Raw genomic sequence first — 26409 nt, 5'->3', positions numbered from 1 at the left:
ATGCCGCCACCTTGGACGAGCCGACGTGATCACCGAGGCGCCGATGCCGGGGCATGACGGTGTGTCCTACGCCGGCTTGTACTTGACCTGGCACCACACCGTTCTGCCTGCAACGTCGTCGTGGACGGCCCACCGGTAGGACAGCGTCTCCACGAGCATGAGGCCCCGGCCGCCCTCGGCGTACATGTCGCCACGGACCTCGGGGGCCGTCTCACCCCCGGCGTCCACCACGTCCACGTGGATGAGGTCGCAGCAGTCGGCCAGAGCGAGGGTGATCCTCCCGCCGTTCCTCGAATTCGAGTGAAGTACGGAATTGGTGACAAGCTCGGAAACCAGCAGCGTCACGTCGTCCAAAGCCGGATGATCCTCGCCGAGCTTCGCCTTCACGAACTCCCGCGCGATCGACACCGACTCAGGAGCTCCAACCAAATCTATGACGCCTAGCAGACTTCCTGCCCTCATTTGTCAGCCTTTCGCACTGGGGAGGTGCGGGTCGCAGATGACTTTCGCCTGACCAGAGTGACGAAACGGGGATATCATCGGTAGCGATTTTCCCTCTCGGCTTCACCGCAAGTCCTGAGAGCAGGAATGTGAGTTAGTAGTAACACCCAAATTTAGCCCGAAAGGCAGCCTTCTCCCCCGTGCAAGAGATCGATCCACACGAGTCACCGCGAGCACTTTTCGCCTTCGAGCTACGCAAACACAGAAGTGAGGCGGGGCTTACGCAACACCGGCTGGCCGCGCAGCTCGGATACTCGGACAGCCATGTGGCGATGGTCGAGACCCTGAAGCGGCCACCGACCAAGAAGTTCGCCGAGCTGTGCGACAAGGTCTTGGAGCTGGACGGCGCCATGATGCGCCTGTACGCCGCCACCACCTGGGAGCGGGCTCCGGAGTACATCAGGCCGTGGCTCGACGAAGAGGCGGAGGCCACGGCACTTCACAGCTGGGAGCCGGTCCTCATCCCAGGGCTCCTACAGACGGAGGCGTACGCCCGCGAAATGTTCGCGGCATCTCCAGGCATCACTGGCGAGGAGGTGGAGGAGCGTCTAGCGGGCAGGATGCGGCGACAGTCCATCTTTCACCAGAACAAACCCCCGATGATCAGCATTGTCATGGACGAGTCGGTACTTCATCGGTCCATTGGTGGGGCCGAAGTGATGCGGGAGCAGCTACAACTCGTACTCGAAGCCGCTGAGCGTCCAACGGTGACGATTCAGGTCGTCCCTTACGAGGCCGAGGCGCACTGCGGGCTGGCAGGTGGGTTCATCATCGCTGAACGGAACGGGTCGGCTTACGCCGCCTATGCGGAGGGCCAGCCCTTCGGGCGGACTATAGATGACCGTCAGGTCATCGGCCAACTAACTGCTAGATATGACGCGATTAGGGCCGAGGCTCTACCGTTCAAGCAGTCGGTCAAGCTCATCAGGGAAGTGGTGAACCAACGTGACGGGTGACCTCCGGAACGCACAGTGGCGCAAGAGCACCTTCAGCGCAGACCAGGGCAACTGCGTCGAGGTCGCGTCAAACCTGCCCGGCTTGGTCGGAGTCCGGGACAGCAAGAACCCAGGCGGCCCCCAACTGGCCTTCGCGCCGGCCGAGTGGTCGGCATTCGTGACCGGCCTCAAGGCCCGCACGCTGGACGGCTGAGCGAGCCAAGCCCGTAAGGTCGCGGCCGGGAGGGCGGCCGGTGTCGGATCGCGCGGGAGGGCGATCTGGCGCGATCCGGCGTCGAGCGGGCTCGGATCCGCAGGGTCACCTGTCGGACGTTGCCGCCTGGTAAGTGGTCGGGAAAGAACATGTGCGGCAAGATAACTCAAGGAGCACGGAGGTTCAGATCCGTTGCCGGCACCGGGAAAGGACGGGCAACTTGACGGACATCGAATCAGGAAAAGTCTATAGAATACGGAACGCGAAGTCCGGCACCTATATCGATATCGCTGAGGACGGCGGCTCGGTCCATGCCGTCGGGAATCCTTTGAACGACAGTGACACCCAGATGTGGCAGCTCAACCGGATCGGGGGTGGGTGGACCCTGCGAAACGTCGGAACAGGTACATACCTCAGTACCAATCTACAGCCGAAGAATGACGACGGCGCCCTTCTGCGGGAATCCTCGTTCGAGTGGCACGTGTGGGAGGAGGAGGCGGTCGCGCTGTCCTGCCGCGTGTGTGTCCCCAACTGCAAGAAAGATCTCGAAGTCACGAACCGTGGGTCCTCCGACCCCGGAACGCGGATAGCGGTATGGGGAAGATGGGAGGGGCAGAACCAGATGTGGTTCTTCGAGGAGTGTAAGTCATAGCACCGATCACACCGGCGATCCCGTCGATCAACTGCCGCCCGCCGAACCGCGATGGCCGACGTGGCCGCTTATCCACGACGAGAAGATCGGCGCGCTGACCGCCGCAGCCATCCGGACTCTGTGCACCAGGCGCTCGCCGGACTCGAAGATGTGTTCCGCCGCCAGGTCCGTGCAACGCCACAAGCTTCCCCTCCGGCCTGCTCGGTGGACCGAGCCGGAGAACGCCCGCCGATCCACGGCGCCTCGTGCCGGGTCGTGAAAGTTTCCCGTCCCTGGGCGGGGGCGGGCGGCGTACGCGCAGGTCGGCGAGCTGGTGCCCGCCCGATGATTGCCGCGGGCGCGGACGGCGCTTTCGATGGGGACGAGCCGGTAGCCTCCGTCCCACCTCGGAGCGTGTGATGCCCAAGCACCTGTACTCGGCACTCTCCATCGTCCTTTGCGCCATGATCGCCGCCACGGTGCTCGTCGTGACCCGGCCTGCCGCCGCGGGCGCGGGGACGGGCGGGTTCGACTTCACCCGGGCACAGGTCGCCACTGTCGGGCTGCAGGTGCCCTGGGGCATGGCTTTCCTCCCCGACGGGAGCGCCCTCGTCTCCGAACGCGACACCGCGATGATCGCGCAGGTGCGTCCCGGGTCTTCGCCCGTACAGGTGGCCATGGTCCCGAACGTGTACCCCGGAGGTGAGGGGGGCCTGCTCGGCATCGCGCTCTCCCCAACGTTCGCGCAGGACCAGTTGGTCTACGCCTACATCAGCTCCGTCTCCGACAACCGGGTGGTCCGGTTCCGGCTCAGCACTCCGCAAGCCCAGCAGGTGATCCTCGCCGACATCCCCCGGGGCCAGTCCCGCAACGGCGGGCGCATCGCGTTCGGCCCCGACGGCATGCTGTACGTGGCCACGGGCGACGCGGGCTACCCCGCGTACGCCCAGAGCTCGAACCTCGGCGGCAAGATCCTGCGCATCACCCGCGACGGCGCGGTTCCCACGGACAACCCGTTCTCCGGCTCACCGGTCTACAGCTACGGCCACAGCAATGTTCAGGGACTCGCCTGGGACGAGGCCGGCTTGCTGTACGCCACGGAATTCGGTCAGAACTCCACGGACGAGATCAACTACATCCGGCCGGGTCTCAACTACGGCTGGCCCGCCTGCGAGGGCATGTGCGGCAACCCGAGCTACGCGAACCCCCTGGTTACCTGGAGCGATAGCGAGGCGTCCCCCAGCGGCCTGGCGTACGCCAACAGCACGCTGTTCGCCGCGGCCCTCGCCGGTAAGCGTCTGTGGACGGTGCCGGTCAGAGGCGGCAACAGGGTGGGCACTCCCGTGGCCGAGCTGCGGGAGAAGCCGGGCCGGCTGCGCACCGTGGCGGTCGGCCCGGACGGCTGGCTCTGGGTGGCGACGAGCAACCGCGACGGCAGGGGGACGCCAGGCCCCGGCGACGACTTGATCATCCGGATCCCGCCCGTCGGCCCATCCGGCCCGTCAACCTCACCATCCGGACCGTCCCCCTCACCATCCGACCCGGAAACCTCCCCGACGGCCAGCCCGTCGCCCTCGTCGCCGGGCGGCTCCTCGCCCTGCGTCTCCCCCTCGCCCAGCCCTTCACCGTCGCCCACACCCACCCCGTCAGTGTCCCCCAGCGTCTCCCCCTCGCCCAGCGTCTCGCCATCGCCGAGCGCCTCCCCCTCCCCCAGCCTCTCGCCCTCCCCCAGTCCCTCACCTTCGCCCAGTCCTTCACCATGCCCCTCGCCAACGCCCAGCCCGTCGCCCTCATCCAGCCCCTCACCGTCACCCAGCCCGTCGCCGTCCACGGGTACACGCTCCTGCGAAGCGACGATCCGGTTCTTTCTCCAGTGGACGACGGCCTCCTGGGGCGAACTGACGGTGCGCAACACGGGAACGTTGCCCATCACCTCGTGGACCGTCGTCTTCACGGTTCCCAACGGGCTGAGCTACCTGCAGTGGAACGGCTACAACCCGCCAGGATCCACGGTGACCGTCACCCAGAACGGCGTACTCCTGCCAGGCGATTCGGTGACGGTGCAATTCCCGATCGGCTGGCCCGGCGGCGCTGTCGCGGCTCCGTCGCCCATCACCTGCACGGCCAGATAACGCCTCGTCGGCGTGCCAGCCTCGGCTCGTGCTGTCAACGGGTATGAGGCAGCCATATCGGCAGGGCGTCCAGTAGGGCGTCCCATACCTCTGCCAGCAGCCACCACACGCCCAAGGCGAGCACGACGCCCGTCAGTAGCGTTACCAGGACCAGCTTCGCCAAAGCTCGTCCAGAGGGCCGAGTCGAGTACCGGGAGGTCAGCACAGCGCCAGTCAACCAGGCGACGGGGTGGGGCACCAGACCTCACCGGTAGGCGGCAGAAGCCACAAGATGATCAGCGCTCAACGCTCAAGGTGCGTCGGCTGCGCACATGGCTTTCAGGCGCCGGGATGCCCGGGTCAGTTCACGCCGCCGGGGCGGTAGGGCTTGGGGGTGGGGCGGTAGGAGAGGTCCGAGGGGATGTGGGCGCCGGCCCGTTCGCGGATGACGTAGGTGGGGCGGCCCATGCCGCTGCCGTGGATGCGGCCGACGTACTCGCCCAGGACGCCGATGGACATGAGCTGGGCGGCGGAGAACAGGGCGACCATCGAGGCGATGGTGGTGAATCCGGCCACCGTGGTGTCGCCGGCGATGAAGCTCCACAGCACCGAGCCGCCCAGCAGCAGCCCGATGACGCCCACGAGGAAGCCCAGGTAGCTGGCCACGCGCAGCGGCGTGGTGCTGTAGCCGAGGAGCATGTTCATGGCGTGCCGGACCAGCAGCCGCGGCGTGTAGGCCGAGCGGCCGTGGCCGCGCTCGTTCATGTGCACCTTGACCGAGCCGACGCGGGTGGTGGCCCAGGAGAAGGCGACGTCCAGGGAGGCGTGCGGGCCGGACAGGTCGTGGAAGCCCTCGCGCAGCGGCGTGCGGAAGGCGCGGAAGGCGCTGATGGCCCGGGCCGTGCGCACGCCGAGCGCGAGCGCCATGGCGGCCTTGACCGACCGGGAGGCGAGGCTGCGGAGCAGCCCGTGCTCCTCCTTGTGCGGGACGCCGTACACCAGGTCCAGGCGGTCGCCCTCCAACGCGGCCAGCAGTTGCGGGATCTGCTCGGGCAGGTGCTGCAGGTCGTCGTCCATCGTCACCACGACGTCGAACGCGGCCTCCCTGATCCCGGCGACCAGGGCGTTGTGCTGGCCGTAGTTGCGCGACAGGTGGATCGCGCGGACGACGTCGAAGCGTGCCGCGAGGTCCGCGGCGGTCCGCCAGGTGTCGTCGGGGCTGCCGTCGACGACGAGGATCACCTCGTGCCGGACCGACACCTCACGCAGGACCGGCAGCAGCCTTGCCACCAGCGTGGGAAGCACCCGGGCGGAGCGGTAACACGGAATGACCACCGACACCGACATTGATCCCCCGATCATCTCTCGCCCGCAGCCGACCACATCGCCGCAGGTGGACGCCAGGACCGCTGCGGCTCGTGGCGGTGTCCTTGGCGCGGCGTTGCCGCGTGCCGGGTACGGGCCCGCCCGGCTTTTGCCGATCGTGAGGAGCCGTTTGCGCGAGCGGACGGGGCGGGAAGGGGGGCACGGACGGGAACGGACCAGGCGCGGGCGTCGGCGGCCGCGTGACCCGACCTCCGGCGGCGGCAACCGGGGGCCCATTGTTCGGCAAAGCCGCGGACGTCGGGGGGCCAGGTGGTCCGAGCGCCCATAGATTCGGGCCCGTCGATCGGCCATGTGTTCTCGCGGGAAGGCAAGTGAGCGATGAAAGCGCTCGTTCTGGCAGGTGGAAGGGGCACGAGGCTGCGCCCGCTGACCCACACCTCGGCCAAGCAGTTGGTCCCCGTCGCGAACAGGCCGGTGCTGTTCTACGGCCTGGAGGCCATCCGAGACGCCGGCATCACCGAGGTCGGCATGATCATCGGCGACACCGGCCGGGAGGTCCGCGAGGCCGTCGGGGACGGTTCGGCGTTCGGCCTGGAGATCACCTACATCCCCCAGGAGGCCCCGCTCGGGCTGGCCCACTGCGTGCTGATCGCCCGGGAGTTCCTGGGCGACGACCCTTTCGTCATGTACCTGGGCGACAACTTCCTGGTGGGCGGCATCCGTGACCTGGTGGACGCCTTCCGCGACGCCGGCCACGACGCCCAGCTCCTGCTCACCAAGGTGGCCGAGCCGCAGTTCTACGGCGTCGCCGAGCTCGGGCCCTCCGGGGAGATCCTGAGCCTTGAGGAGAAGCCCGCCCGCCCGCGCGGCGATCTGGCGATCGTGGGCGTCTACACCTTCTCCCCCGCGATCCACGAGGCGGTCCGGGCGATCCGGCCGTCGGCGCGCGGCGAGCTGGAGATCACCGACGCGGTGACCTGGCTGATCGCCAACGGCTTTCGCGTCCACTCGCACCTGGTCAGCGGCTACTGGCGCGACACCGGGCGGCTGCAGGACATGCTGGAGTGCAACCGCATCGTGCTGGAGGGCGTCGAGCCGCGCATCCGCGGCACCGTCGACGGGTCGTCGGAGGTGTCGGGCCGGGTGGTCATCGAGACCGGGGCCTCGGTGCGCGGGTCGGTGATCCGCGGGCCCGCGGTGATCGGCGCGGGGGCGCGCATCAGCGGGTCCTACATCGGCCCCTACACCTCGATCGGCGAGCGCTGCGTGCTGGAGGACGCCGAGGTGGAGTACGCCATCGTCTGCGAGGAGTCGACGGTTCGGGGCGTCTCCCGGCTGACCTACTCGCTGATCGGCCGCAACGTCGAGGTGGTGCGGGCGCAGGGCGTGCCGAACGCGCTGCAGCTGATGGTGGGCGACCACAGCAGGGTGCAGGTGCGGGCATGAGGCTGCTGGTCACCGGCGGGGCCGGTTTCATCGGGTCGAACTACGTGCGCTCGCTGCTGTCCGGAGCGTACGCCTCCTGCGCGGACGCGCGGGTCACGGTGCTGGACAAGCTGACCTACGCCGGCAACCCGGCCAACCTTCGGCCGGTCGCCGGCCACCCGGGGTACGCGTTCGTCCACGGGGACATCGCCGACGCCGGGCTGCTCGCCGAGGTGGTGCCCGGCCACGACGTGATCGTGAACTTCGCCGCCGAGACGCACGTCGACCGGTCGATCGCCGGCGCGGCGGACTTCGTGACGACCAACGTGCAGGGCACCCAGCGGCTGCTGGACGCGGCCCTGGCGGCCGGCGTGCGCACGGTGGTGCAGGTGTCGACCGACGAGGTGTACGGGTCGATCGCCGGCGGGTCGTGGGAGGAGTCGGCGCCGCTGCGGCCCAACTCGCCCTACTCGGCCGCCAAGGCGGGGGGCGACCTGCTCTGCCGGGCCTACCACCGGACCTACGGGCTGGACGTGCGGGTCACCCGCTGCTCCAACAACTACGGGCCGTACCAGCACCCCGAGAAGGTCATACCCCTGTTCGTCACCAACCTGATCGACGGGCTGCCCGTCCCCCTGTACGGCGACGGCGGCAACGTGCGCGAGTGGCTGCACGTGGACGACCACTGCCGCGCCGTGCAGCTCGTGCTCGACAAGGGCTGCGGCGGCGAGGTGTACAACATCGGCGGCGGGGTCGAGCTGACCAACCTCGCGCTGACCGAGCGGCTGCTGGCCGCGTTCGGGGCGGGCTGGGACATGGTCGTCCCGGTCGCCGACCGTCCTGGCCACGACCGGCGGTACTCGGTGGACAGCGGGAAGATCGGGGCGCTCGGGTTCGCACCGGAGGTCGACTTCGAGCGCGGGCTGGCCGAGGTCGTCCGCTGGTACCGCGATCACCGGGACTGGTGGCGGCCGTTGAAGACATCGGGTCAATAGGGTCACTAGGAGGAGCCATGGAGGCCACGGAGATTCGCCGCACGGTCGAGATCGAGGACCGCCACTGGTGGTTCCGCGAACGACGCGCCATCCTCGCGCGCGAGCTGCGCGAGCTGCGGCGGCTCGGCCCGCCCGGGCGGGCGCTGGACATCGGGGCGGCGGGGGGCGGCAACACCCGCGTCCTGGTCGACCACGGCTGGGACGCGCTGGTCGCGGACTTCTCGCAGACGGCCGTGGACCTGGCGCGCGAGCGCGGGTTGCAGGCCATCCACGCCGACGCGCGCAACCTTCCCCTGCCGGACGGTCACTTCGACCTGGTGCTGGCGTTCGACGTGCTGGAGCACATCGAGGAGGACGATCTGGCCGTCCGGGAGATCCTGCGCGTGCTGCGTCCGGGCGGCACCGCGCTGATCACGGTGCCGTGCGACATGGCGCTGTGGTCGGCGCACGACGTGGCCTCCGGGCACGTCCGCCGCTACACCCGCGACGGGCTGCGCTCGGTGCTCTCGCGGGAAGGCCTGGTCATCGAGCGGATGTGGAGCTGGAACGTCCTGCTGCGGCCGGTCGTGGCGCGCCGCAGGAAGCACACCTCGGGGTCCGACGTCGTGGAGACGCCTCCACTGGTCAACATGGCGCTGTCCGCCGTGATCGCGGCCGAGCGGTACCTGCCGGTCCGGTCGCTGCCCGGCGTCTCGCTGATCACCAGGGCGCGCCGCCCGGAGCGCTGACGGCCGAAGACCCGTGGAGACGACGGTGGCCCCGCTCGCGGACGCGAGCGGGGCCACTTCGGTGTACGGGCAGGTCAGGCGGGCGGCTCGGGACGGCGCGCCCCGGACGGCCCGGCCGCGCGCACCTCGGCGACGCGCGGCGCAGGGACGCCCGCCTCGGGACGGCGTGCCCCGGGTCGTCCGGTGACGCGTGGTGCGCCGCCCCCGCTCCCCTGGTCGTACAGCACGTCGACCCAGTAGTTGGCCGCCTGGTAGGTGAACTGCGGGAAGGCGTTGACAGGACTGTAGACGTACACGCCGTTCCCGCCGGAGGCGTCGGACGCCGGGGCCAGGAGCGGGAAGTTCGTGTACTGGCCGGTGAAGTACTGCAGTGTGTAGGAGAAGTGCCCCGCGGTGGTGTTGTACGAGGCGATGTACGTCGTGCCCGCGGTGACCGGCACCGGGGTGGCGAAGTACGCCTGCTGCCACCCCGACTCGGTCTCGTCGGTGAAGGTCACGCTGGCCAGGAGCTGGCCGCCCGTGGTCCACAGGCTGCCGACGTGCGTGCCGGTGTTCTGCGGGCCCTTGTAGAAGCGGATCCCCCTGATGGTCCCGTTGGCGGTGGCCTGGAACTTCACGCCGAGCACGACCGGGTCGGAGTCCGGGTGGGATATGACGCCGGGCGTCGCCGCGTTGTTCCACAGACTCTGCGACGCGGCGAACACCACGTCCACCCAGTAGTTGGCGGACTGGAAGGTGTTCTGCGGGAAGGTGTTCACCGCGTTGTAGGCGTACACGCCGTTGCCGCCTTCCGCGCCGTCGGCGAGCGCCGTGAGCGGCGGGTTGCTGTACTGCGTGGTGAAGTACTGAAGGTTGTACGGGAAGTGGCCGGAGGCCACGTAGGCGGAGGCGATGTAGGTCGTGCCGGCCTTCACCTGCACGGGCGTGGCGAAGTTCACCTGCTGCCAGCCCGAGGCCGTCTCGTTGGTGAAGGTCGCGCTGGCGAGCAGTTGGCCGTCGGTCGTCCACAGGCTGCCGATGTGCGTGCCGGTGTTCTGCACCCCCTTGTAGAACCGGATGCCCCTGATCTCGCCGGTCGTGGACGCCTGGAACTTGACGCCCGTGGTCACCGGGGTGGTGTTGGGATTGGCCGGGTTCGCCGGGGTGGTGGCGTTGGTCCACAGGCTGTCCATCGGGGTGAACACCACGTCCACCCAGTAGTTGCTCGCCTGGTAGGTGCTGGTCGGGAACCCGCTGGTGGCCCCGTACCGGTAGACGCCGTTGCCGCCGTCCACGTTGTTGGCCAGCGCTGTGAGCGGGCCGTTCACCACGTCGGCGGTGAAGTAGGCGAGGTTGTAGGAGTACCTGCCGTTCGGCGCGAAGTAGGAGGCGACGTAGGTGGTGTTGATGTCGACCGGGACGGGCACCGAGAAGTTCACCTGCTGCCAGCCCGAGTCCGTCTCGTTGGTGAACGTCGCGGTGGCCAGGAGTTGCCCCGACGAGGTCCACAGGCTGCCGGTGTGCGTGCCGGTGTTCAGCGACCCCTTGTAGAACCGGATGCCGTTGATGTAGCCCGCGGCCGTGGCCCGGAACTTCACGCCGAGCTCGACGGACTTGGTGTCGGTGCTGCTCTGGGTCGCCGGCACGGTCGTCGTCGGCCAGATGGTGCAGGGGCACTGCGTGGTCACCGTGACGGTGACGGTCGTGGGCAGGACCTGCAGGTTGCCGATGTCGTCGACCGCCCGCACCCTGATGGTGACGCTCTGCTGCGAACCGCTCGGCAGCCAGCTGAACTGCCAGTCGGTGCGGCCGGTCGCCTGGAACCATCGCACGCCGTCGAAGGAGATCTCGACGCCGGCCACGACGCCGCCCCCGGTGTCGGCCGCGGTCCCCTGCACCGTGACCGGGATGCCGCTCTCCACCGACGCGCCCGTGGAAGGGCTGTCGATCGTCGAGGTGGGCGGGGCGGTGTCGGTGGACGGGGTGGCCGGGACCAGGCCCGGTTGCAGGCTGGCCGGCTGGCAGTTCATGTCGGCGAACAGGTTGACGGTCGCCTGCTGCATCGTGATGTCGGTCGGCGTGCCCGGCTTGGAGTGGGTGGCGTCCAGCCCCCACGACCACTGGATGGTCCCCGCGCCGAAGACCAGCGCGCCGCTCGCCGCCCTGTACAGCGACAGGTTGTGCGTGGCGACGCCCGCCCCGAAGTTGCTGCCGAAGTCGAGCAGGTACTTGTTCGGGGTGGCGATGGTCGTGCGCGAGTACTTCACCGGGCCCGGCGGCTCGAACCCGTTGTCGGGCACCACGTCCCACTCGGACCCGAGCGTCCCGGCCGGGAAGGTCACCACCTGGCCGGGCTGCAGGTTCGCGACCGCGGTGTTGCGCCAGATGCGCATCGAGGAGAAGTCCGCCGGCACGGTGATGGCGTCGTTCACCACGCCGTTGACCATGAACAGCGTGCCGGTCAGCCCGTTCTCCGGGCGGCCGCCGTTGGACGGCGGCGAGAAGCGCGGGTCGCGCCATGACCCTGTCCACTGCGGGCTCGGGTCGATCTTCTGGTTGGCGTGGGTCTCCTTGTAGCAGACCAGCGTGCGGAACGGCGTGGCGCCGCCGTCGATGCTGGGTTCCCACCGGGTCTTCCAGAAGACCTCGTTGCCGGAGAAGAAGGTGAGATTGACCCCGCTGTCGCGGGCGTTCTCCACGTTCGTCCGCATGTCTTCCGACCAGTACTCGTCGTGGCCGACCGACAGGAAGACCTTGTGCTCCAGCAGTTCGGCGCCGCGGGCCGCGGTGTCGACGCTGGAGAAGTAGCTGACGTCGTAGGCGTTGGCCTCCAGCCACCGCACCATCGGGTACTCGGCGAGGGAGAACCATGTCTCGTTGCCGCCCAGGCAGCACGAGCAGCAGGCGGTGGTGAAGGGGCGGTTGTAGCTCACCTTGTACGCCCGGCCGGCGGGGCTGCCGGTGTAGAGGCTGTTGCCGCCGTAGGCGTTGTAGGCCTGCCAGGCGGTGTCGGAGGTCTTGAACAGCAGCTCCGAGTGCCGTCCGTCGTCGCGGACCACGAAGGTGATGTGGCTGGCGCCGGGCGTGCCGTCGGTGCGCACCAGCTTGGCGAAGTACACCCCCGAGACGGCGCTCGCCGGGACGTTCCAGGAGGCGGACACCGCCCAGTTGCCGCAGTCGACCAGGCCGACGGACGGGTCGGTCAGGCAGGCGGGCTGCGTCTGCGGCAGCGTCGCGGTCGGGTTGACCGTCGTGATCAGCCGGGCCCCCAGACCGCCGTAGTAGCCGTAGCGGTAGATGTCCAGCCGGTAGGACGTCGCCGCGGTGTCGATCTTGAACAGGGCCGTCTCGCCGACGTTGACGCTCATCTGGGTGGCGTAGCCCTGGATGTTGCTGTCACCGGCGCCGGGGATGGCCCATTCGCTGGGCGGGCTGCCGGGCAGGCTGTTCTCGATGCAGATGATCGAGGTGGGCGGGCAGGCGGCGCGGCGGGCCTTCGCCTTCAGCGCCTCGCGCCGCTGCCGCTTCTCCCATGCCTTCTGGACGGCGCGCCACCCGGTGTCGCCCGCTCTGGGTCCGCGCGCCGCGCGCAGCCGCGCCGCCGCCTCCTCCAGCCCGGTGCCGTCCTGCTCCGCCGCCCCGGGCTCCGCTCGCGTGCCGTTGGAGGCCGGTGCGGGGCCGTCCTGACCGGGAACGGCCCGCCCCTGGGCGGTGTCACCGGGAGTCCGCCGGCCCGGCACGCCGGCGTCCGGGGCGGCCGTGTCCGGAACGGCCGCGCCCTGAGGCGCCGTACCAGGAAGCGCCGTACCCGAAGGCGCCGTACCAGGAGGCGCCGTGACCGGAGGGGCCGCCTGGTCCGCCGGGGGCGGATCGTGGGAACTCCCGGAGCCGCCCTCGGGCGGGCCGCCTTCGGGCGGGTCACCCGAAGGCGGATCGCCGGGGTCGCCGGCGCCCGGCTTCGCCGCCCCCTCGCCCGGGGCCGGGGCGGGCGTTCCCCGCTCGTCGCGCGCGGCGGGTCCGGTAGCGGTGATGGGCTGGACGGAGGCGGTCGGGAACTCCGCCGCCCGGCGGAAGGCGCCGGACGGCGATCCCGCCGCCGACGCCAGGCCGCAGGGACCCGCGGTCGTCAGCACGACCGCCACACAGGTGCCCAAGGTGATCCGGCGCGTCCAGGTCCACCACGACGGCCCGGCCACCCGGCCGCCCGTGACGAGTACGTCGGAGTCCAGCGAACGGCCGTGAAAAGGCCACGTCATGCTCATGCGCGCAAGCGTTACAACACGCGCGCCCGGCCGTACCTCCGGACGCACCCGCCCAGCCCTATCCTTGCCGCCCTTTGCCCAGGCCGGGAGCCTGCGACCCTCCGCGCGGGCCTGGTGACGGCATCGGGAGAGACACGCCCGGGCCATGAACGCGCCCGGATGGTCACTCTCCGTAATATGACCCTGGTAGTCGCACGACCCGGCCGGCTCCGGCCATCCTCCATGTCTCGCTGGATTGGCAGTCTGATGACGCTTCCCAACTACGTGTCCGACGGCGCGGGCGCCGGGATCTCCTGGTGCCACGCGCTGCGCTGCCCCCGGTGCCGGGGCCGGCTCCGCGACGAGGAAGGGCTGCGCTGCGACGCCTGCGCGGTCACCTACCCCGTCGAGAACGGGATTCCGCGCTTCGTCCCCCCTGACACCTACGCGGAGGGCTTCGGATACCAGTGGAACCGCCACAGGCTCACCCAGCTCGACTCCCACTCCGGTCTGCCGATCACCCGCGACCGGCTGCTGCGCGCGACCGGCTGGTCCTCGGAGGACCTGCACGGCCGGACGCTGCTCGAGTGCGGCAGCGGCGCCGGGCGCTTCACCGAGGTGCTGTGCCAGACCGGCGCCCAGGTGACCTCCTTCGACATCTCCAGTGCCGTCCAGGCCAACGCCGCCTCCAACGGCCGCTTCCCCAACCTGCGGCTGGTGCAGGCCAGCGTGTACGAGGCGCCGTTCCCGGAGGAGTCCTTCGACTACCTGTTCTGCTTCGGGGTCATCCAGCACACGCCCGACGTCGAGCGCACCTTCAAGACGCTGTTCCGGTACCTGCGCCCCGGGGGCCGTTTCTGCGTCGACGTCTACGCGGCGATGGTCGCCTATCCTCACCCGCGCCAGTTGCTGCGCCCGGTCACCAAGCGCATCCCGCCCGCCCGCCTGTACTCCCTGGTGGACCAGGTCGTGCCGCGCCTGCTGCCGCTGTCGACGGCGCTGAGCGCGGTGCCGAAGGCCGGCCCGTACCTGGCGCGCCTGGTCCCGGTGGCCAACCACCGCCACCTCGGCCTGACCGACCCCGAGATGATCCGCAACTGGTCGGTGCTGGACACCTTCGACTGGCTCGCGCCGCGCTACGAGCGGCCACAGCCGCGCCGCCGCCTCGCGCGGTGGGCGCGGGAGCTCGGCCTGCGGGAGTTCTCGATCCGGCGCGACCGGGGACTGTACGTGATCGGCGGCGTCAAGTAGATGTGCGGCATCGCCGGCACGGCGTCCCTGTCCCGCCCCGACCCGGCGCTGGTGCGCCGCATGTGCGACGTGATCTCCCACCGGGGCCCCGACGGCGAGGGCTTCCACGACGACGAGCACGCGTCGCTGGGCATGCGCAGGCTGGCGATCATCGACGTCGCGCACGGCGACCAGCCGGTCTACAACGAGAACGGCCGGGTCGCCGCGGTGTTCAACGGCGAGATCTACAACTTCGCCGAGTTGCGCGAGGAGCTCGCGCGCCAGGGGCACCGGCTGCGCGGCGCCGGGGACTCCGAGTGCCTGGTGCACCTTTATGAGCAGTACGGGGACGAGATGGTGCACCGGCTGCGCGGCATGTTCGCCTTCGCGGTGTGGGACCGCGACCGGCGGCGGCTGCTGCTGGCCCGCGACCGCGCCGGCAAGAAGCCGCTGTACTGGTGGGCGGACGCCGGCGCGATCAGGTTCGCCTCCGAGCTGAAGTCCCTGGCCCAGGACCCGGCGCTGCGCCGGGAGATCGACCCGGTCGCGCTGCACCACTACCTGAGCTACCAGTATGTCCCGGCGCCGTGGTCGATCTTCCAGGGCGTGCACAAGCTGCCGCCCGCGCACCTTCTGGTGTGGGAGGACGGCCGGGCGAGCGTGCGCCGCTACTGGCGGCCCGACCGCACGCCCGGGCCACCGGTGGACGAGCGCGAGGCGGAGGAGCGGCTGCGCGAACTGCTGCTGGAGGCGACCCGGCTGCGCATGGTGAGCGAGCGCCCCATCGGGGCGTTCCTGTCCGGCGGCGTCGACTCCTCGGCGGTGGTGGCCGCGATGGCCATGCAGAGCGCCGAGCCGGTCAAGACCTTCTGCGTCGGCTTCGAGGACGACCGCTACGACGAGCGGCACAAGGCCCGCATGGTCGCCGAGCGTTATGCCACCGACCACCACGAGCTGGTCGTGACGCCCGACCTGCTGGAGGTGCTGCCCCGGCTCGCCTGGCATTTCGACGAGCCGTTCGCCGACTCCTCGGCCATCCCGAGCTTCTACGTCGCCCAGATGAGCCGGCGGCACGTCACCGTCGCGCTCAACGGCGACGGCGGGGACGAGTGCTTCGGCGGGTACCGGCGCCACGCGCTGATGGCCCGGGCGGGGCGCATGCCGTCGCTGCCGCGCGCGTTCGCCGGCCCGTGCGGGCGGGCCGGGGCGCTGGTGGCCGAGCGCAGCGAGTTCGGCGGGCTCCCCCGGCGGCTGGGCCGGCTCATGCAGTTCGCCGCGGCGCCCCCCGCCGAGCGGTATCCGCGGCTGATGTCGTGCTTCACCCCCGAGCAGAAGTGGCAAATCTACGGCGACGTGCTGCGCGAGCGGCTCGCGGGCGTGGACAGCCACGCGCTGCTGCGGGACGCCTTCGACTCCTCGGCGGCGGGTTCCGACCTCGGCCGGGTGCTCGACGTGGACACCCTCACCTACCTGCCGGACGACCTGCTGGTGAAGGTGGACATCACGACGATGGCCAACTCGCTGGAGGCCCGTTCGCCGTTCCTGGACCACCACCTGATGGAGTGGGCGGCCCGGCTGCCCGACTCGTGCAAGGTGCGGGGCGGCCACACCAAGGTGCTGCTCAAACGGGCCGTGGCGCCGTGGCTGCCCCCGGGGCTGGCGCACCTGCCCAAGCAGGGGTTCGGCGTGCCGCTGGCCGCCTGGCTGCGGGGCGAGCTGCGCGAGCTGGCCTTCGACGTGCTCACCGACCACACCGCCCGGGTGCGGGGCCTGTTCCGGCCGGCGGCCGTGCGCGAGCTGCTGCAGCGGCACATGGACGGCGGCGACCACGGGCCCCGGCTGTGGACGCTGCTGCAGTTCGAGCTGTGGCACCGCGCCCACGGCGTGCCGGGCGGCGCCGCCGTCGAGGCGAACGCCTGCCCGGCGTCCCGTTTGGCGCACATAAAGGAGTGACAAGGACATCGCACGGCGTGGGCGTCCACGCCCTGCGATCGATCTTCGTCTCGCCAAGCTTGCACGCATGACCCACACTCCGTCCGTCGAGGACCGCCCCGCGGGCCCGCTGGAGGCCGTCCCCGCCGTCGAGGCGGACCGCGCGCCCCGGTGGCGGCCGCACCGGTCGCCGTGGCTGCCGGGACTGACCGTGACGGCCCTCACCGCGGCGACGCTGAGCCACTACGGGGTGTCCGCCGCGGACATGGCGCGGTTCGCCGCCTACGTCGCCGCGGGCCTCGCGCTTCCCGGAACGCTGCTGGTGCGGGCCCTGTACGCCGGGGCGCGCACCCGCGCCGAGGAGGTCGCCCTCGGGCTGGCGATCGGCTACGCCGTCGAGGTCCTGTGCTACATGGCCGCCCGCACCGCCGGGGCGCCGCTGCTGGTGCTCGCCTGGCCGGTCACCGTCGTGGCGGCCTTCCTCGCCGTCCCCCGGCTGCGCCGGCACTGGCGGTCGCCGGCGGGGCTGGAACGGACGCCGCTGTGGGCGTCGTGGTCGCTGGCGCTGCTGATGGCGTTCCTGGTCGCCTGGGGCGCGGCCGGCTTCTTCCGCACCCACGCCCTCACCTGGCCGGGGCTCGGCGTCGCCTCCGTCGACATGCCGTTCCACCTGGCGCTGGTCGGCGAGCTTCGGCACCACATGCCGCCCACGGTGCCCATGGTCGCCGGCGAGCCGCTGCTCTACCACTGGTTCGTGTACGCGCACTACGCCGCCGCGAGCTGGGTCACCGGCGTGGAGCCGCTGGTGCTGCTGTTCCGCCTGGGCGCGCTGCCCATGCTGGCGGTGCTGCTCGTGCTGATCTGCATGACCGGGCGCCGCGTCACGGGCTCGTGGGCCGGGGGGCCGCTCGCCGCGGCGGGCACGCTGTTCGTCGCGGTGCCGAGCCTGTACCTGGGGACCAACGGGTCGTTCACCTGGGGCGGCGTCACCGACCTGGCCTGGGCCAGCCCCACCCAGACCTTCGGCGCCATGCTGTTCGCCCCGCTCGTCGTCATCCTGGCCGATCTGCTGGAGGGGCGGCGGAGCGCGGGCGGGTGGGTCCTGGCGTGCGTGCTGCTGGTGGCCGTCATGGGCGGCAAGGCCTCCTACCTGCCTCTGCTCGGCGCGGGCCTGGTGACCGTGGCCGCGGCGGGTGTGATCAGGCGCCGCCGCCCGCCCTGGCCGGCGCTCGCGGCGCTCGGCGTGACCGGCGCCCTGTGCCTGTACGCCCAGACCATGCTGTTCGGCGGCGCGCGCCAGGGCCTGATCGTCTCTCCGCTGTTCACGATGCGCACGACGCTCGCCGAGCTGACCGGGACGGGTGAGGTGACCGGGCCCGCAGCGCCCGAGCTGCCCTCGGCCGGGGCGGCGGCCGGCATCGCCCTGGTCTACCTGCTGGGCTGGCTGGTCGTGTGGGGCGGGACGCTCGGCCTGCTCAGCCGGGCCGGGGCCCTGGCCCGGCCGGGCGTGGTGCTCATGCTCGGCATGGGCGCCGCGGGGCTCGGCACGATGACCCTGTTCGGGCACCCGTGCCGCAGCCAGCTGTTCTTCCTGTGGGGCGCCTACCCGTACATGGTGATCGTCACGGTGCACGGCATCCTGCTGCTGCTGCGCCGCTCGGGGGTCTCGCTGCGGGCGACGCTGCTGGCCGCCGCGACGGGCACCGCCGCCGTGTACGCGATCGCCCTGTCGTGCGGGGTGCGCGTGCCCCTGCCCGAGGGGCGGCCGGTCGCGTCGCTGTACCTGCCCTACGTCGCGCTGGCGGCCCTCGCCGTGGTCGCGGGCGTGGTGCTCACCGTCCGCGCCGGAGCGCTGCGCGCCTGGGCGCTGGTGACCGTGATGCTCGCGGCCATCGGCCTGCCGGCGGACCTGCACGCGCGGGTGCTGGCGTCCGCGGGCCGGCTCGCCGGAGGCGCGGACGTCGCCACGGCCGCACCGGCCCCCGCGGCGGTCCCCGATGGGATCCTCCCCGCCGCGCGCTGGCTGCGCGCCCACTCCGGACCGGACGACGTGGTGGCCACCAACGCCCACTGCCAGTGGGGGAAGGAGAGCCCGTGCGCCTCCTACCACTTCTGGGTGGCCGCGCTGAGCGAGCGGCGAGTGCTGGTCGAAGGGTGGGCCTACACCGCGGCGAACCTGCGCCGCTGGGACGGGCGCGTCCCGCTGGAGTACCTGCCCTTCTGGGACGCGCGGCTGATCCGGCTGAACGACGCGGCGTTCACCGCCCCCTCGCGGGAGATCCTGCGGGAGATGCGCGACCGCCACGGCGTCCGCTGGCTGTTCGCGGACGAGCACCTGGCGGGCGACGGCCTCGGCATCGGCGGGTTCGCGCGGCCGGTGTACCGCTCGGGCGACTACGCGGTCTACGACCTGGCCGCGCTCGCCGCCCGGGCGCTCTGAGCGCCTTCGGAGGAGACGAGGCCCGTGCCGTCCCCGGCGCGGGCACAGGGGACCCACGCACACCTACGGGAGAGGTCACATGCGCATCGTCCACGTCGGATACCGGCTGCCGCCCGAGCCGGGGGGCCTGGAGCGTCACATCGAGCGGCTGGCCCGCGAACAGCTCGCCCGCGGGCACCGGGTGGTGGTCGCCCACCGGCGCGGCCGGGCGCCGGAAGGCACGCAAACCCTCACGCTGCGCCGGACGCGGCGCAGCCGCCTGCTCGCCCGCAGGTCGGACGTGCTGGCCTTCGGGCTCGAATGCGCCCGCGCGCTGCGCGACGCGGGCGAGGTGGACGTCGTGCACGTGCACGGCGACCACCGGGAGACGCTGGCGCTCGGCCCGGCGGCGCGCCGCCTCGGCGTTCCGCTGGTGGTGACCGTGCACGGGGCCATGACCATGCGCCACCTGCCGATCATGCCGTTCGCCTTCCGCCACGTCGACGACTTCATCGCCATCGGCGCGCGGCCGGCGCAGGACCTGCGCGGGGCCGGCATCCCCGCGTCGCGGATCGCCACGATGTCCAGCGGGCTGGACCTGCGCCACATCGCCCGCCACCACGGGGAGCCGGTCGAACCTGGGTTGATCGTGAGCGTCGGCTCGCTGGAGAAGGTCAAGAACCACGCGGCGACCATCGAGGCCTTCCACGCGCTGCGCGCCCTCCACCCCGGCGCGCGGCTGGTCATCGCCGGGGAGGGCAGTGAGCGGGCCGCCCTCCAACGGCTCGCCGGAACCGGGCGCGGAGTCCACCTGGCCGGGCACCTGCCGGAGAGCGAGGTGTACGCGCTGGTGGCGAGGGCGCAGGCGTTCGTGCTGGCCTCGCGCCGGCTCCCGACCATCGGCGAGGGCATCCCCACCGCCGCGCTGGAGGCCCTCGCGCTCGGCACCCCCGTCATCCTGTCCTCGGAGACCTCGCTGGAGCCCATCGTCGAGGCCGGCGCCTACCGGACGTTCCTCAGCGGTTCGGTCCCCGACCTGGTGAGACGGCTGCGCGAGGTGCTGGAGGGCGACCGCGCCCTCCCCGAGATCATCGAACGCGGGCTGCGGGCGGCCGCGACGCTGGACTGGTCGTCGGTGGCCGCCCGCGTCGAGGAGCGGTACACCGCCCTGCTCCCCGGCGGCCCCCTGCTGCCGGCGACCGCCTCATGACCGCGCGGCCCCGGCGGCCCCGGCGGCCCCGCGCGGACGGGATGCGCGCACGGTCATGGTGAGCGTGCGTGAACGGGTCGCGGGCCGCGCCCCCGCCGGCGGGCGGCACCTGCGGACCTTCTCCACGCTGGCCGCCGCCGGGCTGGCCGAGGCCGTCCTGTCCTCGCTCAGCCTGGTGGCGCTGGTGCGGGTGACCGGCGCCGAGACCTCCGGCGGCGTCATCTTCGCCCAGTCGGTGGCCGGTCTGTGCTTCCTGTTCCTCGATCCGCGCCTGGACAACACCGTCCAGCGCTACGTGCCCATCGAGCAGCGGCGCGACGGGCGGGGGTTCGCGCTGTACCGGCGGCTGGTCCGCTGGGACGTCGGGATCCGCGCCCTCGCGGCCGCCCTGTGCTGCGCGGGCGTGGCGGCGGCCTGGCTGCTCGGCCTGGCCGGGGACGACCTGGCCCGCATGCTGGCGCTGGCCCTCATCGGCCGGGCGGCGCTGGCGGCCAACGGCGCGGTGCGCGCGTCGTTCGCCCTGTCCGACCGGCTGCACGAGCTGGGGCTTCTGCGCCTCGGGTGCGCGGTCGTCTCCTTCGCTCTGCCGGTCGGCGGACTGCTGGCCGCGGGACCGCTGGCCTACCTGGCCGGGCAGGCGGTGGCCGCGATGCTGGCCGGGCTGGTGGTCGGCGCGCTCGGCACCCGGGCGCTGCTGGCGAGGCTCGGTCCGTCGCGGGCGGGGGCGCCGCTGCCGGACGGCCTGGTGTCCTTCACCGCCAAGGCCACCGGCGGGACGGCGCTGGCGGAGGTCGCCGAGTCCGGCGTCCTCACCGTGGCCGGGCTGCTCGGCGGGTCGGCGCTGGTGACGATCCTGAAGATCGCCTCGGCGCCGGGGCGGCTGTACGCGACGCTGGTCATGCCGGTCGCCTCGATGCTGTACCCCCGGCTCGCCCGCGCCGCCGCGGCGGGGCGGGAGCGGACGCACGCCCGCCGGGACATCGCGCGCGCCAGCGTCCCGCTCGCCGCCGCCGGCCTGACGGCGATCGCCGTCGCGCTCCCGCTGCTGGACGACGTGCTGCGCCTGGTCTACGGGCGGCAGTACGCGGCCATCGGCCCGGTCGCCGCCGTGCTCGTGGCCGCGGCGTGCGTCAAGGGGCTGGTGTGCTGGTCGAACGTCCTGCCGCTTGCTCTGGGGCGTCCCGGCTGGCGGCTGGCCTACCTCGCCGGCGAGGGCGCCGCGCTGCTCGCCGTCCTGCTGCTCGCCCGGTGGCTCTCCCCCGCCCCGCTCGGCACCGCGCTGTGCTTCGCATGGGGCACGCTCGCCGCCGCCGTCGCCGGGGCGGCCGTGTGGGCGGCGCTGCTACGCCGCATCTGCGCCGAGGCGGGCTAGCTAAGCTAGTGCGCTGTCCATGAATGTTCACCGGCTCGGGCGCCGTGGCAGGCGCCGGCATCGCCGTACCACGACCCGCCGACCCGGCGCCGATCACTGCAGCCCGTGGCCGGGGGTGGAGAGCCGTGCCCGGTGAACGTATGTGGTCACCGCACTAGCCGCGCCGGGTGGCCGGGGTGAGGCTCTGGTAGAGGTCTTCGAACCACTCGGCGGTGCCCGCCATGTCGACGCTGTGCGCGCTCGCCGACGCGCCGTCGCGCAGGCGGCGGTGCACCACCGGATCCATGGCCCGCAGCAGCCCGCGCGCCAGGTCGCGGGCAGATCCAGGCCTGGTCAAGATGCCGTTCCGCCCGGTGTGGACCAGTTCGGCGATGCCGCCCACCTCGGTGGAGACCACCGGGACCCCGGCCGCGAGCGCCTCCATGACCACGACGGGCAGCGCCTCGTGGGCGGAGCTGAGCACCACCAGGTCGGCGGCGGCGGCCAGCCTCCTGGCCCCCGGCACCCGGCCGAGGATGCGCACGCCGCCCGCCACCCCGTGCCGTTCGACGGCGCGGGCGACCTGGTCGCGCAAAGGGCCCTCGCCGGCCAGCAGGAACAGCGCGTCCGGCCGGGCCCGCAGCACCTCGGCGGCGGCGCGGACCAGCAGGGCGTGGTCCTTCTCCGGGCGGAAGTTGGCGACGCAGGCGATGAGGAACGCCCCCGGCGGCACGGCGAACTCCCGGCGGGTGTCCTCCCGCCGCGCCGCCCAGTGCCGCAGCTCCTCCACGTCCACCCCGTGCAGGCGGGTCAGCACGCGCCTGGCGCCCCGCGTGGACGGCGAGCGCGCCACCTGCGAGGAGACCGCGACCGTCCCGTCGTCCAGCCACCGGGTCAGGCGGTCCAGCGCGGTGCTGACCCCCGAGGTGACGCGCTCGGCGAACACCGTGCCGGTCCGGCGGCTGTAGTGCACAGTGGACACCAGGATCGGCCGGCGGCGGCTGAGCCGGACGAACGGCCGCAGGACGACGGCGGGCATCGGCGAGTGGACGTTCAGCACGTCGGGGGCCAGGCGGCGCACCGTGGTGACCAGGCGCGCCGCGGCCAGCGGGCGGGGGCCGTTCCCGAGGTTCACCACCGTCACGCCGGCGTCGCGCAGCCGGTCGATCAGCTCGGCGGTCGAGGCGCGCAGGCACACCACCGTGTAGGCGGTGCCGCCGCCCGCCGCGCTGCGGAGCCGTTCGACCAGCAGCGTCTCGACGCCGCCCACGTCCAGCGTCTTGACCACCTCGCACACGCGCAGGGCGCCCCGGGCGGGCCGCCCGCTCATCGCGGCGTCCCTTCGGGCAGCGGCCGGCGGGCGCCCGGGGACGGCCGCGTCCGCGCGGCCCTGCGCGCGTCCCGCACGTGCCGGGACCAGGCGACCGCGGCCAGCAGGCTGGTGACCATGACGATCGGGATGCGCTGGCGGAAGATCAGGCCGACGTTGGCCATCGTGGTCGCGTACACGATCGTGCCGGGCACGATGAACAGCAGCAGGAAGCAGGCGGTCGCCCGGTCCTCGCGCCACAGCCACACGGCCCCGCGCACCGCCCAGAACAGCAGGAAGTACCACACGAGCACCTCGATCTTGCCGAGCTGCAGGGTGAGGCTGCCCTCGGTCCAGGGGAAGGGCGACAGCAGCGTGTACATCAGCTTGGGCCCGAGCCGGTTCCACGGGTTGCCGCCGTCGTCGAACATCACGCCCGAGCCGCCGCCGGCGTTGCCGCGGCGCACCAGCTCCGACTGCCCGTAGTCGAGCTGCGACTGCATCGCCTCGACCGGCGGGCTCTCGGTGAGGTCGGCGAACGGCAGCACCATCAGCAGCGCGGCGAGGATGAGCAGGGTGCGCACCGACAGCACCCTGCGCAGGCCCGCGAAGCCCAGGGCGACCGGCATCGCGCACATGAACACCATGTACGGGCGCACGTACCACAGGGCCCACAGCGCCACGGCCAGCAGCGCCACCTTGCGCATGTCGAACCGCCGCAGGTTCGAGGCGCCAAGGCCCAGGCAGGCGACCACGAGGAAGGCGTTGAAGCCGTCCTTGAACATGTCGGAGGTGTGCAGGACGAACGCCGGCATGAAGGCGGTCAGCAGCATGAGCCGGAAGGCGGCGCGGCGGTCGGCGCCCACCAGCAGGGCGAAGCGGTACATGACCAGGCACAGGGCGCAGGCCAGGAACGCGACCAGCGCCGTGCAGGCCAGCGGGGCCGGGCCGCCGCACACGTACAGCACCAGGGCGAAGGCGTTGCACGGGATGGCCGCCGCGTACAGGGACGGGATGTCCTCGGAGGTGACGAACTGGAAGCCCTCGCGCTTCCAGAACGCCACCACCTCCAGCGCCCTGGACTCGTAGGTGATGTTGTCACCGCCGTAGGGGATGACGTGGTTCTGCATCACCAGGATCTGCACCGCCAGCCGGACGGCGAAGGCCGCGAGCAGCACCGGCAGCACCCGCCGGACCGCCTCGGGCTCGACGGTCGTGTGGATCGTCCCGACGAGCAGGAACGCCGCGGCGGCGACGATGAGATATTCCATGGAAGGGCACCCTCAGTTCGAGATCACCCCGCGGCCGTCCGGTCGCCCGCGACGGGCCGCCGGGCACGGACTCCGCGAGGCGACGCTAGCCGCCGCGAATACGGGGCGCCGCTTTCCGCGAACGCCGGCGGTCCGACCATTACCTTGGTTTGCGGACTCTTTTCGCTCACCTGCGTGAAAGGGAATCGGGACCGCGCGAGTTTCGGCGGCGACCCATGGGGTTTCCGGCGCCGCGCCCCGCTTTCACGGTGATTCAGCGCATTTCCCGCGCCGGCCCGAACAGCCACCGCACCGCTCTCACCAGCCACGATGTCCCGGAGGAGCAGCATTCACCGCCACGCGCCACGCGCGTCAGGCGCCGGGAATGCCGATCGATCATGCGCAGGTAGGGATAGGGAAAACATTTCGCCACCACCATGACGGTGTCGGCGAACAGAGCAAACGGCCAGCTAGCTTCTCGGAGGTGACCAGTCGGATACGTGTCATGGAGATAATCGCCCGGATGAACGTGGGCGGCCCGGCCACCCAGGTGTCGGGGCTGTGCAAGCTGCTGGACGCCGAGGAGTTCGACCACCGCCTGTACACCGGCCACGTCGACGACGGCGAGGGCGACCGCCTGGTCTTCGGCGACGCCGGCCTCGCCGTGCACCGCGTGCCCGGCCTCGGCAGGTCGGTCAACCCGGCCGGCGACCTGCGCGCCCTGTACCGGCTGGCCGGCACGATGCGGACCTTCCGCCCGCACATCGTCCACACCCGCACCGCCAAGGCCGGCGCGCTCGGACGGCTCGCGGTCTCGCTGTCGGGGGTCGGCGCCGCGCGGGTGCACGTCTTCCACGGCCACCTGCTCGAGGGCTACTTCTCGCCGCCGAAGCGGGCCGTCTACGTCAACGCCGAGCGCTTCCTCGCCACCCTGTCGGACCGGCTGGTGACCGTCGGGGCGCGCGTCCGCGACGACCTGCTGCGCAACCGCATCGGCCGCCCGGAGCAGTACGTGGTGATCCCGCCCGGCGTGCGCCTCGGCCCGGTGCCCGACCGCGCCGCGGCGCGCACGGCGCTCGGGCTGCCGCCCGGCGCGCCCGTCGTCGCCTACGTCGGCCGGCTGACCAGGATCAAGCGTCCCGACCGGCTCCTCGAGGTCGCCCGCGAGGTGCTCGCCCGCGTGCCCGGCTGCCGGTTCCTCGTCTGCGGAGGCGGCGAGCTGCGCGAGCAGGTGGAACGCGACGCCCGCTCCCTGCCCGGCCCGGTGGACCTGCTGGGCTGGCGCCGCGACGTGGAGACGGTGTACGCCGCCGCCGACGTGGTGCTGCTGACCTCCGACAGCGAGGGCACCCCGCTGAGCCTGATCGAGGCGGGCATGACCGGCACGCCCGTCGTCGCGACGCGGGTCGGCAGCGTCGCCGAGGTCGTCCGCGACGGGCGCACCGGCCTGCTCGCCGCCCCGGACGCCGGGGAGCTGGCGGCGCACACCGTGCGGCTGCTGTCGGACCAGGAGCTGGCCCGCCGCATGGGCCGGGCGGCCCAGGCGTGGACGACCTCCGCGTTCGCCGTGGAGCGGCTGGTCGCCGACACCGAGACCCTGTACCGATCGCTGCACGGCGCGTCCGACCACCGCCGCTCGACCCCGGAGACGAGCACCCCATGAGAATCCTTGTGACCGGAGGCGCCGGCTTCGTCGGCGCCAATCTGTGCCGCGCGCTCACCGCCCTGCCCGAGGTGCGGCGCGTGACGGTGCTGGACGACCTGAGCACCGGCCGCCTGAGCAACCTCGCGGGCCTGGACGTCGACTTCGTCCAGGGCAGCATCCTGGACGCCGGCCTGCTGGCCCCGCTGGCGGGCGAGGCCACGACCGTGGTCCACCTGGCCGCGCGGCCCTCGGTGCCGCGCTCCCTGGAGGACCCGCTGGCCTCGCACAACGTCAACGCCACCGGGACGCTGCAGGTGCTGGAGGCGTGCCGCGCGGCCAGGCCGCACGTGATCGTCGCCTCGTCCTCCTCGGTCTACGGCGACTGCCTGGAACCGCGCAAGCACGAGGACCTGCCGGCCCGCCCGCTCAGCCCGTACGGCGCGAGCAAGCTGGCCACCGAGGCGTACGCGCTGGCCTACGGGCGCAGCTTCGGCCTGCCGGTGCTGCCGTTCCGCTTCTTCAACGTGTACGGCCCGCTGCAGGCGGCCGACCACGCCTACGCGGCGGTCATCCCCACGTTCGTGTCGGCCGCCCTGGACGGCAGGGCGGTGCCCGTGCACGGCGACGGCCGCCAGGCGCGGGACTTCACCTACGTGGGGTCGGTGACCGACGTCATCGTGCAGGCGACCCAGCGCCGCGTCACCAGCGCGACGCCGGTGAACCTCGCCTTCGGCACCCGGGTGTCGCTGCTGGAGCTGCGCGACATCCTGTCCGCGGTGCTCGGCGAGCCCGTCGAGACGGCCTTCCTCCCGGCGAGGACGGGCGACATCCGCGAGTCACAGGCCTCTCCCCGCCTGCTTCGCGACCTGTTCCCGGGCGTGCGTCCCATGTCGCTGGCCGACGGGCTCCGCATGACCGTGAGCTGGTTCGAACAAGCCATGAGATCCCAATCTGCGTCTCACATGTAATGGGAGAAG

General features: G+C 71.9%; 19 protein-coding genes. 14 read left to right on the top strand and 5 right to left on the bottom strand.

The genetic code is table 11. The features are described from left to right. Positions 1-66: 66 nt before the first annotated feature. A complete protein-coding gene (locus ABZT47_RS11780; protein ID WP_354839305.1) occupies positions 67-408 on the bottom strand; it encodes an ATP-binding protein in 342 nt (113 codons plus the stop codon). A gap of 233 nt (positions 409-641) precedes the next feature. Between ABZT47_RS11780 and ABZT47_RS11775 the strand changes: the two genes are divergently transcribed. The 4 genes from ABZT47_RS11775 (at position 642) to ABZT47_RS11760 (ending at position 4413) form a co-directional block, all read left to right on the top strand. After that, positions 642-1457, top strand: coding sequence for a helix-turn-helix transcriptional regulator (locus ABZT47_RS11775; RefSeq protein WP_354839303.1), 816 nt, complete (start codon positions 642-644; stop codon positions 1455-1457). Next, positions 1447-1650, top strand: a complete 204-nt coding sequence (locus ABZT47_RS11770) for a DUF397 domain-containing protein (RefSeq protein ID WP_354839301.1) — start codon at positions 1447-1449, stop codon at positions 1648-1650. Before ABZT47_RS11775 ends, ABZT47_RS11770 begins: the two co-directional genes overlap by 11 nt. 220 nt (positions 1651-1870) lie before the next feature. Beyond that, positions 1871-2302: an RICIN domain-containing protein gene (locus ABZT47_RS11765; RefSeq protein ID WP_354839298.1), complete on the top strand. Its 432-nt coding sequence runs from the start codon at positions 1871-1873 to the stop codon at positions 2300-2302. Between the two features lie 398 nt (positions 2303-2700). Next, positions 2701-4413 carry a PQQ-dependent sugar dehydrogenase gene (locus tag ABZT47_RS11760; protein WP_354839295.1) on the top strand — a complete coding sequence of 571 codons (1713 nt, stop codon included), beginning with the start codon at positions 2701-2703 and terminating at the stop codon, positions 4411-4413. 339 nt (positions 4414-4752) lie between these two features. Here the strand turns inward: ABZT47_RS11760 and ABZT47_RS11755 are convergent, their stop codons facing one another. Beyond that, positions 4753-5739, bottom strand: coding sequence for a glycosyltransferase family 2 protein (locus ABZT47_RS11755; protein WP_354839293.1), 987 nt, complete (start codon positions 5737-5739; stop codon positions 4753-4755). A 357-nt stretch (positions 5740-6096) separates the two neighbouring features. On the opposite strand from ABZT47_RS11755, the gene ABZT47_RS11750 reads away from it, so the two are divergent. Genes ABZT47_RS11750 through ABZT47_RS11740 form a run of 3 tightly spaced genes read left to right on the top strand, consistent with a single transcriptional unit; the run spans position 6097 to position 8866 of the window. Beyond that, positions 6097-7164: a glucose-1-phosphate thymidylyltransferase gene (locus ABZT47_RS11750; protein ID WP_354839290.1), complete on the top strand. Its 1068-nt coding sequence runs from the start codon at positions 6097-6099 to the stop codon at positions 7162-7164. Then, positions 7161-8138, top strand: a complete 978-nt coding sequence (gene rfbB / locus ABZT47_RS11745) for a dTDP-glucose 4,6-dehydratase (RefSeq protein WP_354839287.1) — start codon at positions 7161-7163, stop codon at positions 8136-8138. Before ABZT47_RS11750 ends, rfbB begins: the two co-directional genes overlap by 4 nt. Before the next feature lie 17 nt (positions 8139-8155). Continuing rightward, the gene (locus ABZT47_RS11740) at positions 8156-8866 is read left to right on the top strand and encodes a class I SAM-dependent methyltransferase (protein WP_354839284.1); all 711 of its coding nucleotides are present in this window, start codon (positions 8156-8158) and stop codon (positions 8864-8866) included. Positions 8867-8940: 74 nt separating this feature from the next. Here the strand turns inward: ABZT47_RS11740 and ABZT47_RS11735 are convergent, their stop codons facing one another. After that, on the bottom strand, positions 8941-13107 hold the full coding sequence (locus tag ABZT47_RS11735) for a DUF4082 domain-containing protein (protein WP_354839281.1): 4167 nt from the start codon (positions 13105-13107) through the stop codon (positions 8941-8943). Between the two features lie 246 nt (positions 13108-13353). Between ABZT47_RS11735 and ABZT47_RS11730 the strand changes: the two genes are divergently transcribed. The 5 genes from ABZT47_RS11730 to ABZT47_RS11710 all read left to right on the top strand — a co-directional run bounded on the left by ABZT47_RS11730 (position 13354) and on the right by ABZT47_RS11710 (position 21249). Next, a complete protein-coding gene (locus tag ABZT47_RS11730; RefSeq protein WP_354839279.1) occupies positions 13354-14337 on the top strand; it encodes a methyltransferase domain-containing protein in 984 nt (327 codons plus the stop codon). Beyond that, positions 14338-16269 (top strand): asparagine synthase (glutamine-hydrolyzing), encoded by a 1932-nt coding sequence (asnB, locus tag ABZT47_RS11725; protein WP_354839276.1) that lies wholly within the window; start codon positions 14338-14340, stop codon positions 16267-16269. It begins immediately after the preceding gene. Between the two features lie 67 nt (positions 16270-16336). Beyond that, positions 16337-18688 (top strand): hypothetical protein, encoded by a 2352-nt coding sequence (locus ABZT47_RS11720; RefSeq protein ID WP_354839273.1) that lies wholly within the window; start codon positions 16337-16339, stop codon positions 18686-18688. Positions 18689-18767: 79 nt separating this feature from the next. Beyond that, positions 18768-19877 (top strand): glycosyltransferase family 4 protein, encoded by a 1110-nt coding sequence (locus ABZT47_RS11715; protein WP_354839271.1) that lies wholly within the window; start codon positions 18768-18770, stop codon positions 19875-19877. A gap of 64 nt (positions 19878-19941) precedes the next feature. Further along, complete coding sequence (locus tag ABZT47_RS11710) at positions 19942-21249, top strand: hypothetical protein (RefSeq protein WP_354839268.1); 1308 nt, start codon at positions 19942-19944, stop codon at positions 21247-21249. A 154-nt stretch (positions 21250-21403) separates the two neighbouring features. On the opposite strand, the gene ABZT47_RS11705 is transcribed toward ABZT47_RS11710, so the two are convergent. Then, positions 21404-22558 (bottom strand): glycosyltransferase, encoded by a 1155-nt coding sequence (locus ABZT47_RS11705; protein WP_354839266.1) that lies wholly within the window; start codon positions 22556-22558, stop codon positions 21404-21406. Continuing rightward, positions 22555-23808: a hypothetical protein gene (locus ABZT47_RS11700; RefSeq protein WP_354839264.1), complete on the bottom strand. Its 1254-nt coding sequence runs from the start codon at positions 23806-23808 to the stop codon at positions 22555-22557. The genes ABZT47_RS11705 and ABZT47_RS11700 overlap by 4 nt, the downstream gene beginning before the upstream one ends. A 484-nt stretch (positions 23809-24292) precedes the next feature. On the opposite strand from ABZT47_RS11700, the gene ABZT47_RS11695 reads away from it, so the two are divergent. Together ABZT47_RS11695 and ABZT47_RS11690 are read left to right on the top strand one after the other, a co-directional pair. After that, a complete protein-coding gene (locus ABZT47_RS11695) occupies positions 24293-25450 on the top strand; it encodes a glycosyltransferase (RefSeq protein WP_354839261.1) in 1158 nt (385 codons plus the stop codon). Continuing rightward, positions 25447-26400: an NAD-dependent epimerase/dehydratase family protein gene (locus ABZT47_RS11690; RefSeq protein WP_354839258.1), complete on the top strand. Its 954-nt coding sequence runs from the start codon at positions 25447-25449 to the stop codon at positions 26398-26400. The genes ABZT47_RS11695 and ABZT47_RS11690 overlap by 4 nt, the downstream gene beginning before the upstream one ends. Positions 26401-26409: the final 9 nt, after the last annotated feature.

The sequence above is a fragment of the Sphaerisporangium sp. NPDC005289 genome, from assembly GCF_040607455.1.
GTDB classification, from domain to species: Bacteria; Actinomycetota; Actinomycetes; order Streptosporangiales; family Streptosporangiaceae; genus Sphaerisporangium; species Sphaerisporangium rhizosphaerae.
Note: the sequence above shows the minus strand (reverse complement) of the source record. Positions and strands in the feature narration are given on the sequence as shown.